17 protein-coding genes are annotated in these 14,898 nt (G+C 48.8%); all 17 read left to right on the plus strand.

Annotated elements, in window-relative coordinates:
- Nucleotides 1-792, plus strand: a 792-nt coding sequence (rfbA, locus tag WEB54_RS04415; protein ID WP_368053627.1) for a glucose-1-phosphate thymidylyltransferase RfbA, incomplete at its 5' end; no start/stop codon positions are given.
- A gap of 9 nt (nucleotides 793-801) precedes the next feature.
- Nucleotides 802-1,362, plus strand: coding sequence for a dTDP-4-dehydrorhamnose 3,5-epimerase (gene rfbC / locus WEB54_RS04420; protein WP_368053629.1), 561 nt, complete (start codon nucleotides 802-804; stop codon nucleotides 1,360-1,362).
- The gene (locus WEB54_RS04425; protein WP_368053631.1) at nucleotides 1,363-1,590 is read left to right on the plus strand and encodes a DegT/DnrJ/EryC1/StrS family aminotransferase; all 228 of its coding nucleotides are present in this window, start codon (nucleotides 1,363-1,365) and stop codon (nucleotides 1,588-1,590) included.
- Between the two features lie 11 nt (nucleotides 1,591-1,601).
- Nucleotides 1,602-2,651: a TDP-N-acetylfucosamine:lipid II N-acetylfucosaminyltransferase gene (locus WEB54_RS04430; RefSeq protein WP_368053633.1), complete on the plus strand. Its 1,050-nt coding sequence runs from the start codon at nucleotides 1,602-1,604 to the stop codon at nucleotides 2,649-2,651.
- Nucleotides 2,652-3,215 (plus strand): acyltransferase, encoded by a 564-nt coding sequence (locus WEB54_RS04435; RefSeq protein WP_368053635.1) that lies wholly within the window; start codon nucleotides 2,652-2,654, stop codon nucleotides 3,213-3,215. It abuts the gene before it with no gap.
- Complete coding sequence (gene rffA, locus WEB54_RS04440) at nucleotides 3,212-4,342, plus strand: dTDP-4-amino-4,6-dideoxygalactose transaminase (RefSeq protein WP_368053637.1); 1,131 nt, start codon at nucleotides 3,212-3,214, stop codon at nucleotides 4,340-4,342. Before WEB54_RS04435 ends, rffA begins: the two co-directional genes overlap by 4 nt.
- A 54-nt stretch (nucleotides 4,343-4,396) precedes the next feature.
- Complete coding sequence (locus WEB54_RS04445; RefSeq protein ID WP_368053639.1) at nucleotides 4,397-4,660, plus strand: hypothetical protein; 264 nt, start codon at nucleotides 4,397-4,399, stop codon at nucleotides 4,658-4,660.
- Nucleotides 4,661-5,180: 520 nt separating this feature from the next.
- Nucleotides 5,181-5,639: a hypothetical protein gene (locus WEB54_RS04450; RefSeq protein WP_368053641.1), complete on the plus strand. Its 459-nt coding sequence runs from the start codon at nucleotides 5,181-5,183 to the stop codon at nucleotides 5,637-5,639.
- A gap of 46 nt (nucleotides 5,640-5,685) precedes the next feature.
- A complete protein-coding gene (locus tag WEB54_RS04455; RefSeq protein ID WP_368053643.1) occupies nucleotides 5,686-6,525 on the plus strand; it encodes a sulfotransferase in 840 nt (279 codons plus the stop codon).
- Nucleotides 6,526-8,007, plus strand: coding sequence for an MOP flippase family protein (locus WEB54_RS04460; RefSeq protein WP_368053645.1), 1,482 nt, complete (start codon nucleotides 6,526-6,528; stop codon nucleotides 8,005-8,007). It abuts the gene before it with no gap.
- Nucleotides 8,008-8,088: 81 nt separating this feature from the next.
- Nucleotides 8,089-9,024, plus strand: coding sequence for a glycosyltransferase family 2 protein (locus tag WEB54_RS04465; protein ID WP_368053647.1), 936 nt, complete (start codon nucleotides 8,089-8,091; stop codon nucleotides 9,022-9,024).
- Between the two features lie 31 nt (nucleotides 9,025-9,055).
- Nucleotides 9,056-9,949 (plus strand): hypothetical protein, encoded by an 894-nt coding sequence (locus WEB54_RS04470; protein WP_368053649.1) that lies wholly within the window; start codon nucleotides 9,056-9,058, stop codon nucleotides 9,947-9,949.
- Nucleotides 9,897-10,346 (plus strand): hypothetical protein, encoded by a 450-nt coding sequence (locus WEB54_RS04475; RefSeq protein WP_368053651.1) that lies wholly within the window; start codon nucleotides 9,897-9,899, stop codon nucleotides 10,344-10,346. Before WEB54_RS04470 ends, WEB54_RS04475 begins: the two co-directional genes overlap by 53 nt.
- Entirely contained in the window at nucleotides 10,339-11,262 is a 924-nt protein-coding gene (locus tag WEB54_RS04480; RefSeq protein ID WP_368053653.1) for a glycosyltransferase family 2 protein, read from the plus strand. Before WEB54_RS04475 ends, WEB54_RS04480 begins: the two co-directional genes overlap by 8 nt.
- Before the next feature lie 15 nt (nucleotides 11,263-11,277).
- A complete protein-coding gene (locus tag WEB54_RS04485; protein WP_368053654.1) occupies nucleotides 11,278-12,363 on the plus strand; it encodes a glycosyltransferase family 4 protein in 1,086 nt (361 codons plus the stop codon).
- Nucleotides 12,364-12,546: 183 nt separating this feature from the next.
- A complete protein-coding gene (locus WEB54_RS04490; RefSeq protein WP_368053656.1) occupies nucleotides 12,547-13,563 on the plus strand; it encodes an NAD-dependent epimerase/dehydratase family protein in 1,017 nt (338 codons plus the stop codon).
- A gap of 69 nt (nucleotides 13,564-13,632) precedes the next feature.
- Nucleotides 13,633-14,895, plus strand: a complete 1,263-nt coding sequence (gene tviB / locus WEB54_RS04495; RefSeq protein ID WP_368053658.1) for a Vi polysaccharide biosynthesis UDP-N-acetylglucosamine C-6 dehydrogenase TviB — start codon at nucleotides 13,633-13,635, stop codon at nucleotides 14,893-14,895.
- Nucleotides 14,896-14,898 lie beyond the last annotated feature (3 nt).

Here is a 14,898-nt window from a genome sequence, read left to right on the forward strand (position 1 = left end):
GTGTACGACAAACCCATGATCTACTACCCGCTCTCCGTCCTCATGCTGGCCGGAATACGGGACGTGCTGGTCATCACCACCCCGGAAGACCAGGACAGCTTCAAACGCCTCCTGAACGACGGCAGCCAATGGGGCATCAACCTCACCTACGCCGTACAGCCAAGCCCGGACGGCCTCGCCCAGGCCTTCATCATCGGCGAAGACTTCATCGGGCAAGACAGCGTATGCCTGGTACTGGGCGACAACATCTATTACGGTCAGGGCTTCAGCAACAGGTTGCAAAGCGCCGCCGAGCGCACCAAAGGAGCCACCGTGTTCGGCTACCAGGTATCCGACCCGGAACGCTTCGGGGTAGTAGAGTTTGACGACAACTACCGCGCTATTTCCATAGAAGAAAAACCGGCTGACCCAAAATCCGATTACGCAGTCACTGGCCTCTACTTCTACGATAACGACGTGGTAGACATTGCCAAACAGGTAAAACCCAGCCACCGGGGCGAACTGGAGATCACCAGCGTCAACCAGGCCTATCTGGAGCGGGGCGACCTGAGCGTAGAACTGCTGGGCCGGGGCTTCGCCTGGCTCGATACCGGCACCTTCGATTCCCTGCACGAAGCCAGCGGCTTCATCGAAACCCTGGAGAAACGCCAGGGCCTGAAAATAGCTTGCCTGGAAGAAATCGCCTACCGCATGGGCTTTATCGGTGAAGAACAGCTACTGGCCGAAGCTGAAAACCTGAAAAAGAACAGCTACGGCGACTACCTGAAGAAACTGGCCAAAGCAGGCAAATAAGTGAGCTTTATGAAAATCACAGAAACCAGAATCCCGGACGTAAAACTCATCGAGCCCAAAGTGTTCGGCGACGAACGCGGCTTCTTCATGGAAACCTGGAACGAAAATGCCTTCCGTGAAGCAGGAATCGACGCTACCTTCGTGCAAGACAACCACAGCCGCTCCGTCAAAAACACCCTGCGCGGGTTGCATTACCAAATCAAACAACCCCAAGGCAAACTGGTGCGCGTTACCCGGGGCGAAGTGTTCGATGTGGCGGTAGACCTGCGTACCAGTTCACCCACCTTTGGCCAATGGGTAGGGGAAATCCTCTCGGAAGACAACAATCGCATGTTGTGGGTACCGCCAGGGTTTGCACATGGGTTTCTGGTGACCAGTGAGACGGCGGACTTTCAGTACAAATGCACGGATATCTACGCTCCAGAACACGAGCGATCCATCCTTTGGGAAGATGCCTCACTCAATATAAACTGGGGCGTAGTAAGCCCGGAAGAGCTACTAATGTCTGAAAAAGATCGCGAGGCCCAAAGCCTCGAACAAGCCATGGCTGAACTCAAAGAGCACTATTAGATGATACCCGTCACTAAACCCTACCTGCCCAGCAGGGAAAAGTTAGACAAATACATTGACGGCATCTACGAACGCCAGTGGCTTACCAACAACGGCCAGCTGGTGCAAGAGCTCACCCAACGTCTGGAAAATTACCTGGGTGTAGAAAACCTGCTGCTCGTCTCCAACGGCACCCTGGCTCTGCAAATCGCCTATCGCGACCTGGGCATGGCCCGTGGCGAACTATAAAAGGTAGTTTCGTGATTTTACATGTAGGAACGCTCGATAAATTTATCCCTCCGTTCGTCAAGCTTGTTAACGAACAGTTCAAGGAAGAAGAGCACCGGTTCTGGTTTACCGGTTCAATCAAACAATACACGGTGGAGCAAAGCAACACGGTTTATGTGTGCACAAACGGCGTATGGAGCAAGCTTCTAGGCCACGCAAGGCTTGTAAGGCAGTTTCACGCCGCCGATAAAATCATACTCCATGGTTTGTTCAATATAGACGTTGTGCTACTGCTTGCGCTCTGCCCATGGGTACTCCCAAAATGCCACTGGCTCATCTGGGGTGGTGATCTCTATCAATACACAAAAACATCAGGCACGGTCCGCTCTCGCATTAAAGAAGTCCTACGCCGATTTGTTATTCACCGGATAGGTCATCTGGTTACCTATATAGAGGGCGACGTTGAACTGGCTCGGCAGTGGTATGGAGCCAAGGGCTCTCACCACGAATGCATCATGTACCTGAGCAACGTGGTAAACCCAGGAATGGTGCCTGAAGCTAGCCCGCAACCTGATAAAGCCGGGTTAAACATACTTCTCGGCAACTCCGCAGACCCAAGTAACAATCACGTTGAGACACTCGAACGCCTGCGGCCCTACAAAGACCAAGACATCTTGATATACGCACCGTTGTCGTATGGTGATCAGGACTACGCGAAGCAAGTAATCGATCAGGGGAAAGAGTGGTTCGGTGACAAGTTTGTGCCGATGACGGATTTCATGCCGTTTGACCAATACCTGGAGTTCCTGAAAAGCCTGGACATCGCCGTTTTTAATCATCAGCGTCAGCAAGCAATGGGCAATACCATCTTACTACTGGGAATGGGTAAGACGGTCTTCATGCGTAGTGATGTAACCCACTGGCGATTCTTGAGTGGTCTTGGCGTTAAACTTTTTGATGTTTCCCAGGTGACACTTCAGTTACTGAGCAGTGACGAGATGCAAAAGAACGCTCACATTGTTCATTCGTACTTTTCAAGAGCCACGCTCATTAAACAACTTTCAGATATTTTCGAGGCATAGATGACTTACCTCACCAAAGAAGCACTACAAGCCATGGGGTTCAAGGCTATAGGTGAAAATGTAAAAATCAGCGATAAAGCGAGTATCTACAACCCTGAAATCATTGAGATTGGTGATCACTCTCGAATTGACGACTTTTGTGTCGTCTCAGGAAGGGTTTCGATCGGGAAGTATTGTCATATCACTCCTATGTGTTTGGTCGCCGGTGGCTCCCCTGGTATTGTGTTTGCTGACTTTTGCACTTTGGCATACGGAGTGAAGGTCTTTGCGCAATCTGATGATTACAGTGGCAGTACCATGGTGAACTCACTGGTGCCCAAGAAGTTCAAAAATGAGTATTTGGCTGAAGTGTCATTAGAACGGCAGGTCATTATTGGTGCGGGCTCAATCATTTTTCCCGGTGTAACTATTCGAGAAGGTTGTTCTGTGGGCGCCATGACGCTATTAAACAAAAGCACCCAACCCTGGGGCATTTATGCTGGCAACCCCGCTCGAAGAATCAAAGACCGAAAACTGGATTTGCTGGAACTCGAAGCGCAATTTCTCAAAGAGCATCAAGAATGATCCCGTTTAATATGCCACCTTCCACGGGTGCCGAAGAGCAGTACATCAAGCAGGCACTGAAAAACAACAAGCTGTCCGGCGACGGCCCCTTTGGCAAAAAGTGTCAGGCCTGGTTCGAAGCCAGCCTGCCAGCGTATAAAACGCTGCTAACCCCTTCCTGCACTGCGGCTCTTGAGCTGGCTGCAGTGTTGATCGATATTCAGCCAGGCGATGAAGTGATTATGCCAAGCTACACCTTTGTGAGCACAGCAAATGCGTTTGTGCTCCGAGGTGCCAAGATTGTTTTCGTGGATATCCGCCCGGATACAATGAATATCGACGAGGCTCTTATCGAAGCTGCGATCACTCCAAAAACCCGAGCCATCGTGCCCGTGCACTATGCCGGAGTGGCATGCGAAATGGACACCATCATGGCCATTGCCGAGCATCACAACCTCTACGTGGTTGAAGATGCAGCACAAGGCATGATGAGCAGCTACAAAGGGCGCGCTCTGGGAACAATTGGCCACCTCGGGACATTCAGCTTCCACGAGACTAAGAACTACACCAGTGGCGGCGAAGGCGGCCTGCTGATCATCAATGATGATCGCTTTGCAGAGCGTGCCGAGGTCATTCGAGAGAAAGGAACCAACCGGAGCCAGTTTTTCCGTGGCATGGTAGACAAATACCAATGGGTGGATATCGGCAGCAGCTACCTGCCAAGTGAATTGCAAGCGGCATATCTGTGGGCTCAACTGGAGCAGACGATCCAGATCAACGAAGCACGACTGAGCGCCTGGCAGTACTACTGGCAACAGCTTCAGCCATTGGCCAAGGAAGGGTACATTGCCCTGGCAGCGATTCCTGAAGGCTGTGAGCATAATGCCCATATGTTTTACCTGAAAACATCCGGGCTTGACGAGCGTACGGCGTTTCTGTCGCACCTCAAGAGTTGGGACATTCTGGCGGTATTTCACTATGTGCCGCTGCACACGGCCAAAGCAGGGGCGTTTTTTGGACGTTTTCATGGAAAGGATGCCTTCACCACCAGTGAAAGCGAGCGGCTGATCAGGTTGCCTATGTGGTATGGGATTGATCAGGCGACTCAGCAACAGGTTGTAGAAGCTGTCATTCGATTTTATCAATAACACTGCATAGTAAGCTTGGTATTGCTCGAACCGCCTGTTAAAGAGGAGTGTTAAATGTTCAAAGGATTCAGGCTAAACTCAGATTTCCGTATCAGAACCTATATTCACTTCCATAGTGAACGGAAAAATCAGGTCGACCTCCAGCCAATCGAAGAAATGATCATGTCTGGTGGTCCGATTGATGCGCAGGAGGTGGCCGATAAACTCTTTCCAGTCGGTAACCCGAACATCTTCCTTTCGCACTCGTTCAAAGATAAAGACCAAGCGCTGAAATTAGCCGGGATATTGGAAGACAAAAAACCTGAGTGTCTTTATTGATTCCGAGGTCTGGGGCTCAGTTTATGACCTGCTGCGTGAGATAGGTGATGAATATTGCTGGCAGGCTCAAACCAACACTTACGCTTATGAAAAGCGTAACCAATCAACAGCCCATGTTTATATGATCCTGAATACAGCGCTGCACAATATGATCGACCGGGCAGAGACCTTTCTTTTCATTGGGTCTGAAAATTCACTGGTTGCCAGTGCCCGGGATATGATGGACTTGAAAGATGATCAAAAAACTATTCCCCGTGGATACATTCTGAGTTGATGATCAGTTCGATGATCAGAACAAAGATACCCGCGCGCTATCGAGGCCGTACCTTCACGCCTAAAGCAGAGGATTCACTTGAACATTTTGGCGAGGCGCGCACCTTGACAGTGGTGCATCCGGCACCCGTTAAACACCTCAAGCTGATTTAGCAGGAAACGCTGCATGAATGGTTGAAAGCTGTTTACACCGGCCACAGGGCTTTGGATCGGCTCTATAATCTGACCGGCGAAGGAGTGTTGGCGGATGCCTGATTCCAGTGAATATGACCTAAATAGTACCGCTGTACAGACGCATTTACAGATCTACCAGAACATCCTAGCCCGTATGGCAAACAACAGCAGTTCAGTGAAAACCTGGTGCGTGACGGTGGTTTCCGCCATTCTTGTATTGCTTATCGAGAGAGAAGAACCAAGCGCATTACCGCTTGCAGCCGTACCTGTGGTGCTTTTCTTTGTGCTGGATGTTTATTATCTGAGTTTGGAAAAGCGCTTTCGGTGTTCGTATAATCAGTTTGTTAAAGAACTTCACGGGGGAAATGAAGGTGCCGGCGTTAGAATGTTCGAGGTTTTGCCGGACTCTAGAGTGGTAAGTTCTATTTTTGGAAGTGTTTTTTCTATTTCAGTTCTGCCTTTTTATGCATTGATTTTTATTATATTTTGTTTAGTTGGAGGTTGGTTTGAATTTGAGAATCCAACTGTATGAATAATTCAGATTGATCCCTGTTTTGATCTTTCGATTAAGGTAGTAAATGAATTCAAAAATTTTACGGAAAATTAGTAGCAAAAAAAGATCTTGGTCAGATAAATGGCACATTCAGAAGATTGACAGCTTTTCTGGTGCTTTAGCCAAGGCTGAGCCTATAGTGATCCTGGGTAATCAAAAAACAGGGTCAACTGCGATAGCTGCACTTTTGGCTGAAGCAACCGAGCAGTCCGTGACGCTAGATCTTCAAAGAGCTATAGCGGATGTTGGTTGGCAACTATGTGTGAAGTACGGTGTTGCGAAGTTTGAGGAGGTTGCATATAAATATAAGGAAGACTTTTGTCGAAAAATAATAAAGGAACCAAGTCTAACCTATTTTTATGATGAGATGGTTGAGTTAACTCCCAATGCCAAATTTGTATTTATTCAACGTAACCCCTTTCAGAATATTCGAAGCATCCTGAATCGCTTAAAAATCCCGGGTTATCTTAGTGAAATTCAATTCGATGATTGGCAAGAGCTACGAAAGACGCCTGTGTGGAGGTTGGCTTTGGACAGTTCTTGGTTGGGGCGGCCTAAAGGAAGCTATATAGAGGGATTGGCCCACAGGTGGGATGTTGCAGCACGTACCTATTTAGACTCAAAAGATAATTTTATCTCAATAAGATATGAAGATTTTTTGATTAATAAACAAGTGTCTATTGAAAGCTTGGCACACCAGTTGGGTCTAAAGGCTCATAAAAATATTGGGGAGATTGTTGATGTTCAGCGCCAGCCAAAGGGAAATCGTAGCATATCCGTCGAAGAATTTTTTGGTGAATCAAATCAAGAAATTATTAGAAATATATGTTGCGATAGCGCTAGAAAGCTAGGGTACGATCTGTAGATGAGTAATCTCGTCTCTGGAACTAAGTGGGTTGCACTCGAGACTGTGATTACTCGTATATTACAGCTTATATCCGCACTATACGTAGCCAGAGTGCTCGGCCCAGAAACAATGGGCACAGTTGCGTTGATTCTGGTTGCACTCGAAATCTTCACGCTGTTTTCGCAGATGGGCATAACTCAAGCCCTTATTCATCATAACAATCCAACAAACGATCAGTTGGCTACGCTCTACACCGTCAACTGGGTGCTGGCCGGGCTTGCATACATTGCCATTTTTCTGAGTGCGCCGGCCATAGCGATTTTTTTTGATAATGAGCCCCTATCTGAATTGTTACGGGTAGCGGGACTCTCTGTGTTGATCGCAGCGTTGGGGCAGCAAACGCTGGCACTTCTTCAAAAAGAGCTGCTGTTCAAAGCCATGGCCATTATTTCAATCATTGCAGGCACGGTGAATGTGGTGACGGCAATCTCGATGGTGTCGCTGGGTTGGGGCATTTGGTCGATTGTTGCTGGGCAGTTGGCAGGCCTTCTAACCCGCAGTGGCCTAGCATTTGTCTATGGTATTCGTAAAGCCCTGTTTAGTGGGTTTGGTGCGTCGTTTAGGGCTATAAAGCCGATGTTGTCGTTTGGTTTTTACCAAACCGGTGCCATGACGATGAACATGATCAATTCCCGGGCTGACCAGTTGATCATAGGTAAGACAATCGGTGTATCGGCGCTTGGCATCTACAGTATTGGCAGCCAGATTACGTTGCAGGCCATGCAGCAGATCAACAGCATTGCCACCAAAGTCGCTTTCCCCGCAGTTTCTAAGCAACAGGACGATTTGGAGCAGGTTAAGCGGATATATCTGGCGATGATCGCTAACGTATTGCTGGTGTCGGCACCGCTGTTTATCGGGCTGGCAGTCCTCTCACCTTTGTTTGTGGATGTGGTTTTAGGCGAGAAATGGACAGGGCTTAGCCCTGTATTGAGTATTCTGTGCGGATACGTATTGGTTCGGTCTCTGGGAAACATGAACGGCCCGCTAGTGATGGGCTTAGGAAAGGCCAACTGGGCATTTTACTGGAACGTCGGGTTATTGTTCGTAATACCTGGTGTTATCTACCTGAGTAGTCTTGACGGCCGTATTGAAATGGTGGCGCTGGCACTGTTGATAACACAGTTGGTTTTGGTGACGATCGCTTATTTTTACTGGATACGGCGGTTAATTGGCCCCTGTGCACGAGAGTATGTCTTCACACTTGGCCGCCCAGTATTATCCGCTTTGGGCATGGGGGGCATTGTTTGGCTGCTGTATCGTGGCGTTACCTGGGAGAACGACCTGATCACGCTGGGTGTTATGGTTCTGGTTGGAGTGGCGGGCTATCTGTTGTTCTCTATAGCGATTAATCGTCGAAACCTGGTCGGGTTTCTTAATGGTGTTTTTAGTAAATCCGGTGTAGCTATTCCGGGAGTGGTGTCTGACCGGCACCATTAATCGTTCATGACTCGAGAACCGGGACAGATTTATTTATGCAAAAAAACAGAAAAATAGTGCGGATGGCGAGAATATAATTTCATGATTGAACAAAATGACAACAAAGTTATCGGGGTTAGCCAGCAACCCAAAGTCAGCGTAGTAATGCCTACCCATAACAGGGCAAAAGAACTTCCACGAAGCATTCGGTCAGTCTTGTCTCAGTCATTTTCTGATTTTGAGTTAATTATTATTGACGACGCTTCAACTGATAATACTGAGGAGGTTGTCGTTAGTTTCAAAGATTCTCGAATTATTTTTAAAAAATTAGAAGCTAATGTCGGTGGTGCCGAGGCACGAAATGTTGGCATCAGATTGGCGAAGGCAGATATTGTCGCGTTTCAGGATAGTGATGATGAGTGGACATGCTCAAAGCTGGAAAATTCATTGGCACAGCTCGAAAGTAACCAAAATCTTGGAGCTGTTTTTAGTAAATTCATCCAGATTTGGGATAACGGCTGCAGGTTAATGCCGGTTGGAAAGTACAGCTTTAACAGAAATGATGTGTATAAATCTCTACTCTGGCAAAACCATGTTGGTACACCAACATTGGTAGTAAAGAAGAAGTATCTGGACGAGGTAGGTGGATTTAAACCAACCATGCCTCGATATCAAGACTGGGATCTTGCATTAAAGCTCGCGAAGGTAACAGAATTGAAATTTTTAGACGATTATATGCTGCTTTCTTACGTGACAAAAGGGAGTATAACTCAAAATAAAGAAGCGCATCTAATTGCGCTTGAATTGCTCTATAAATCCCATAAAAGTTTTATAAACAAAGATAGAGCTTTGAAAGCCGCGTGGCTCCATCGAATCGGTGATGCAATGATGAATATAGGAGAAAAAAATGGAAGGAGATTGTTAATGGAAGCTTTGAAATGCGAGCCAGTTAATATTCGGTATCTCACCAAATTTTTGTTTTCTATTCCAGGTAGCGGAAAAATGTATCAAAATCTAAATAAGCCATTCAAGTCTTAGTCTATTAGTCTAGATAATCAGGGATTTAGAATTGGATTATAAACTAAGCGATATCAAGAGACGTAGCTACTGGTTGAAACCATGGGTTTTTCTCCTGCAAATCTTTTTTATCCTGATGCTGGTTCTACCAACCACGTTTCAAACGCCGCGTGGCGGATTTCTGGTGTTACTCACAGGTATCGCGGGAGTTGTGGCGCTGAAAACATGGCGCGTTCATCGGGATATACTCTTGCTATGGCTTGCAATAATCGCGGTGGGATTGTTCGGTGTTGTTTGGGGCGTCATTAATTCAGCCCCTGGTGCTCTAAGAATAGCATCGGTTTTTCTGATATGGCCTGCGCTATATCTATTATTTATAGGCTTGGCTCATGATCCGAAAGTGATTAGAGCGATAGAGTCCGCGTTGCTGGCGGGCATTACTTTGGCTACGGCTATGTCGCTCACCGTGATGATGGTAGGTCTGCTTGGCTACGGCGGACTTATTTACCCGTTTCTCGAATTCCAAGGAGCCGGTTTCGGCAACTACGGCGGCTTCATCGAGTTTCGAACTTACAGTCTCACCACTGTAATGTATGGTTTTCCGTTTGTGCTGTCGTTTATTCTGGTCCGTAGAGGTGAGCTTCGTGGCCTGAAAAAAATCGGTGTTTACTTGCTATTACTTGCTATTACTTGCTATTGTTCTGGCGGCGTTGGGCTCTGGACGGCGAGCATTCTGGTTGGTGATGTTGCTAACTCCTTTTATTTTATTGTCTTTTTTGCAGCTGTCGTCATGTCGATTAAGAGCAATTCCTCTCTTCTCTCTGATATTCAAGGCTTCGGTGTTAGCCTCTCTTGTCATTGGTGGTGTAATCGTGGTGATTGGGCTAGATCCGGTGGCTTTGATAGAAAGCTTCATTGCGGCGTTTCAAGGGCAAGAGGCGTCTAGCGGTGCTCGTTTTTTGCAAGCGGCATCTCTGTGGGAAAAGTTCACTGAATCACCGTTAATTGGCCACGGTTTGGGAAGCACCGTAAATGTGGTGCGTTCTCATGACACGCCCTGGGCATATGAGCTATCTTATCTGGCATTGCTCATGAACGTAGGCTTGGTTGGCTTCCTCATTTATTCGGTTGCTGTGATCTGGATAGCATTAAAAGGCATTGAACTCTCTCGTAAAAATGCGGAGTTTGCGAAGCTATTCGTTCCTCTGATTGTCTCACTTTGCGCGTTCCTGATCATGAACGCCACCAACCCTTACCTAGCCAAGTTCGACTACCTCTGGGTAATATTTCTCCCCGTAGCTCTTCTAAACGCCTATTTAACCCAAAGGCCTAAACATGATTGATATCGTCACAGTCAACTGGAATGCAGGTCCACAACTTAAAAACTGTGTCGATTCGATCACCAAGTATGGCGGTGGCCTGGTAGATAAAATAATAGTAGTCGATAACGGTTCTACAGATGGCTCCGAAGTTTTAGTTGAAACAACGCCAAACGTCACTCTGATACGAACAGGCGAAAACCTCGGCTTCGGTAAAGCCTGCAACCTCGGAGCGAAGCACGCGGATAGTAACTATCTCCTGTTCCTCAATCCCGATGCGGCGCTCTTCGAGGGGACTCTTGGCAAGGCCGTCAATTTCATGCAGGAATCGACTAATCAAACGGTGGGTATCTGCGGTGTGCAGTTAATTGAAGAGAGTGGTAAGGTTTCTCGGAGTTGTGTGCGGTTTCCTACTGTTACCGGGTTTCTGGCGCATGCAGTTGGCCTGGATCGCGTTGTTCCAAGTTTGGGGCATTTTATGGCCGAATGGGACCATTTGGCTGATCGTGAGGTCGACCACGTTATTGGGGCTTTCTACTTAGTTCGGCGGGGATTTTTTGAGGAACTGCAGGGATTTGATGAACGGTTTTTTGTGTATTTAGAGGATTTGGATTTTTCCTACCGTGCGCATCAGGCAGGCTGGCGCAGTTTCTATCTGGCCGATGCTCAGGCTTTCCATGCCGGTGGAGGTACCTCTAATCAGGTGAAGGCGCGGCGGCTGTTTTATTCGCTGCGCAGCCGGTTGCTGTACGCCTTTAAGCATTTTTCTGCCCCCGCTGCGTTAACGGTATTGGCCACGACACTATTGCTCGAACCTTTGGCTCGCTCAGTGTTGGCTCTAGCCCGGTGCTCTTTATCAGCGTTTAAAGAAACTTGGTCGGGCTATCGGATGCTGTGGGCATGGTTGCCAAAATGGCTTCTTAAAAACGAGACGCGATAATTGCTGTAATAATTTATGAAAATCCTCCTCCTTTCAAAATATTCAAGAAAAGGCGCCAGTACCCGCCTGCGCTCACTGCAGTATCTGCCTTTTTTGGAATCCGAAGGGTTTCAGGTCACCGTCAGTAGCCTTTTTGACAATCAATACCTTGATCAGCTTTATCAGCACGGTAAACGGGCGCCATTGCGCATGATGATGCTCTATTTTCGCCGGCTGGTCGTGTTGATCAGTGTATTCAGGTACGACCTGATTTGGATCGAAAAAGAGATATTTCCTTATATGCCCGCGTTTGCTGAACGGATGTTGCTTTTTTTGGGTAAGCGCTATGTGGTTGACTTCGATGACGCTGTCTTTCATAACTACGACCTGTCAGGAAACCCAGTGCTGCGCCGGATTTTGGGGCGGAAAATTGACGTGGTAATGCACTGTGCAAGTTGCGTCGTGGCCGGTAATGAGTATCTGGCAAGTCACGCGAGGGCCGCGGGTGCTACTCGCGTCGAATTGGTGCCTACGGTGGTCGACCCGAGGCGCTACAGCCCGGTTGGCTCCTCAATGGCATCCCGCCCTGTGATTGGTTGGATTGGTTCACCCTCTACGCAGGGTTATGTTGTGGACATTGCGCGGGCATTGACATCGCAGTGTCAGAAACATAACGCACGACTGCGGCTGGTGGGAGCTTCAGCTAATATTGCTAATGAATTCCCGGGCGTTGATGTCGAAGTTGTGCCCTGGAGCGAAGCGTCCGAAGCCGAGCTTATCGCTGGGATGGATATTGGCATCATGCCATTACCCGATGGCCCCTGGGAAAAAGGTAAGTGCGGCTATAAATTAATTCAGTACATGGCGTGTGCCATTCCTGTTATCGCCTCGCCGGTGGGGGTGAATGTCGATATTGTTGGCGCGAACCAGTGTGGGCTGTTAGCGGCGAATGCAGCGGAATGGGAAGTTGCACTAGACAAATTGCTTGAATCAACGGTGCAGAGGCAGGAACTGGGGAGGGCAGGTCGACAAGCGGTTGAGAGTTGGTATTCATTGTCGGTTCAGGCACCGATTCTTGCCAATATCTTTATGCAATCTGTGATCGAACCGGAGTCTGCTTAATGTGCAGCATTGACTATTTATAAACGATTATTCGGTGGCTTTTTAGTCAATTATCAGTCGTAAGTGGGACCGGCTTGATTACACTGTTTATTACGTATTTCATGCAGAGCAGTACCATCTCTGGAATGTTCTGATGTTTCAGGCATGGCTTGAGCAAACAACAATGGGTTAATTTGGTACTTTATGACTGTTTATAGCGCTCTTTGTAATTCGCTTTTTGATAGACCTAAAACTTGGCTCGTTACCGGCACCGCCGGCTTTATCGGCTCCAACCTCCTCGAACACCTCCTAAAACTAAATCAGCGGGTAGTGGGCCTGGACAACTTCGCCACCGGCCACCAACGCAATCTGGATAAAGTTCAGTCTTTGGTCACGCCCGGGCAATGGGCGCAGTTTACCTTTATCGAAGGCGATATCCGCAACCTGGAAGATTGTCAGAAAGCCTGCGCTGGTGTGGACTATGTGTTGCACCAGGCAGCGCTGGGTTCGGTGCCTCGCTCACTGAATGACCCCATCACCACCAATGCGGTCAATATTTCAGGCTTTCTGAATATGCTGGTTGCCGCTCGGGATGCGGGGGTTAAAAGCTTTACGTATGCGGCGTCTAGCTCTACTTATGGTGATCACCCGGCTTTGCCGAAGGTGGAGGAAAGCATCGGCAAGCCGTTGTCGCCTTATGCGGTCACCAAGTATGTGAATGAGCTGTACGCGGAGGTGTTCGCTCGCAGTTATGGCTTCAAAGCGATTGGTTTGCGCTATTTCAACGTATTCGGCAAGCGGCAAGACCCGGAAGGCGCCTATGCGGCGGTAGTCCCGAAGTGGACGGCTGCGATGGTGCGCGGGGACGATGTGTTCATCAATGGCGATGGCGACACCAGCCGGGATTTTTGTTTTATCGAGAATGCTGTGCAGGCGAATTTACTGGCGGCTACGGCGGACGATTCTGCTCAAAACGAGGTTTATAACGTCGCAGTGGGTGACCGCACTACGTTGAATGATCTCTTTTCGGCGCTTAAGAATGCGTTGGCCGAAAATGGTGTGGTGTATGAAAAGGCGCCGGTATACCGGGATTTCAGGGCGGGTGATGTGCGGCATTCCCAGGCGGATATTGGTAAGGCGGCGGGTAAGTTGGGGTATGCGCCGGAGTTTCGGATTCCAGAAGGGATTGCTAAGGCCATGCCTTGGTATTTAGAGAATTAGGCTGCAAGCCCTATATTTTCGGCCATGGGTTATCAAAGAATCTTTTTTAATACTTAATGAGCTAATTTCATGAAAAAAATTGCGGTTATCGGCCTCGGTTATGTAGGCCTGCCCCTTGCTGTGGCCTTTGGGGAGAAGCGCCCGGTGGTGGGTTTTGATATCAGCGCCAAGCGCATTGCGGATCTCAAACAAGGCGAGGATTTCACTCGGGAGGTGTCTGCGGAAGAACTGGCGGCGGCGCCAGGGTTGTCGTTTACCGGTTGCCTGGATGACCTGGCCGAGTGCTCGGTATTTATCGTGACTGTGCCTACGCCTATCGATGCCTTCAAAACCCCGGACCTCACCCCCCTGGTGAAGGCCAGTGAGAGTGTCGGCAAGGTGCTCAAGGCGGGGGATATTGTGATCTACGAGTCCACCGTTTACCCGGGCGCCACCGAGGAAGTGTGTGTGCCAGTGCTGGAGCGGGTTTCCGGGTTGGTCTTCAATAAGGATTTTTACGCCGGCTACAGCCCGGAACGTATTAACCCGGGGGATAAGGAGCATCGGGTAGCCACCATCATGAAGGTGACTTCCGGTTCTACGTCTGCTATCGCCGAAGAGGTCGATGCGTTGTACGCGGAGATCATCACAGCAGGTACTCACAAGGCCAGTTCCATCAAGGTGGCTGAAGCGGCCAAGGTCATCGAGAACACCCAACGGGATCTGAATATTGCTTTGGTTAATGAACTGGCAATGATTTTTGCCCGGCTGGGTATCGATACCCACGAGGTGCTGGCGGCGGCTGGCACCAAATGGAATTTTCTGCCGTTCAAGCCGGGCCTGGTAGGTGGCCACTGCATTGGGGTAGACCCTTACTACCTGACTCACAAGGCCCAGGCGATTGGCTATCACCCGGAAGTCATTCTTGCCGGCCGGCGGGTAAATGATGGCATGGGGTCTTATGTGGCGTCTGAAATGGTTAAGGGCATGATCAAGGCAGGCCACACCATTGCCAATGCCCGGCTGCTGGTGATGGGCTTAACGTTCAAGGAAAACTGCCCGGATTTGCGCAATACGCGGGTGATTGATGTTGTGAAAGAACTGCAAGATTTTGGTTGCCAGGTGGATGTGACGGACTGCTGGGCCGACAACGCCGAGGCAGAGCATGAATACGGTATTAGCTTGGTGAAGGAGCCGGCGCGGGGCGATTACGCTGGCGTTATCGTGGCGGTGCCTCATAAAGAGTATGCTGCGATGAGTGCTATGGATCTGCGGAGTTTCCTGAAAGAGAACGGGGTGCTTTATGATCTTAAAGGGGTATTGCCTCTGGGTGATGCAGATTTACGGCTGTAGGCA

Origin of the sequence: Saccharospirillum sp. (assembly GCF_040881935.1) — a bacterium.
In the GTDB taxonomy this organism is placed as follows: Bacteria; Pseudomonadota; Gammaproteobacteria; order Pseudomonadales; family Natronospirillaceae; genus Saccharospirillum.

What these genes read in the sequence shown, in the direction of transcription:
- rfbC (WP_368053629.1), top strand. Translation starts at nt 802, where the DNA reads ATGAAAATCACAGAAACCAGAATCCCGGACGTAAAACTCATCGAGCCC.
- WEB54_RS04425 (WP_368053631.1), top strand. Translation starts at nt 1,363, where the DNA reads ATGATACCCGTCACTAAACCCTACCTGCCCAGCAGGGAAAAGTTAGAC.
- WEB54_RS04435 (WP_368053635.1), top strand. Translation starts at nt 2,652, where the DNA reads ATGACTTACCTCACCAAAGAAGCACTACAAGCCATGGGGTTCAAGGCT.
- rffA (WP_368053637.1), top strand. Translation starts at nt 3,212, where the DNA reads ATGATCCCGTTTAATATGCCACCTTCCACGGGTGCCGAAGAGCAGTAC.
- WEB54_RS04445 (WP_368053639.1), top strand. Translation starts at nt 4,397, where the DNA reads ATGTTCAAAGGATTCAGGCTAAACTCAGATTTCCGTATCAGAACCTAT.
- WEB54_RS04450 (WP_368053641.1), top strand. Translation starts at nt 5,181, where the DNA reads ATGCCTGATTCCAGTGAATATGACCTAAATAGTACCGCTGTACAGACG.
- WEB54_RS04455 (WP_368053643.1), top strand. Translation starts at nt 5,686, where the DNA reads ATGAATTCAAAAATTTTACGGAAAATTAGTAGCAAAAAAAGATCTTGG.
- WEB54_RS04460 (WP_368053645.1), top strand. Translation starts at nt 6,526, where the DNA reads ATGAGTAATCTCGTCTCTGGAACTAAGTGGGTTGCACTCGAGACTGTG.
- WEB54_RS04465 (WP_368053647.1), top strand. Translation starts at nt 8,089, where the DNA reads ATGATTGAACAAAATGACAACAAAGTTATCGGGGTTAGCCAGCAACCC.
- WEB54_RS04480 (WP_368053653.1), top strand. Translation starts at nt 10,339, where the DNA reads ATGATTGATATCGTCACAGTCAACTGGAATGCAGGTCCACAACTTAAA.
- WEB54_RS04485 (WP_368053654.1), top strand. Translation starts at nt 11,278, where the DNA reads ATGAAAATCCTCCTCCTTTCAAAATATTCAAGAAAAGGCGCCAGTACC.
- WEB54_RS04490 (WP_368053656.1), top strand. Translation starts at nt 12,547, where the DNA reads ATGACTGTTTATAGCGCTCTTTGTAATTCGCTTTTTGATAGACCTAAA.
- tviB (WP_368053658.1), top strand. Translation starts at nt 13,633, where the DNA reads ATGAAAAAAATTGCGGTTATCGGCCTCGGTTATGTAGGCCTGCCCCTT.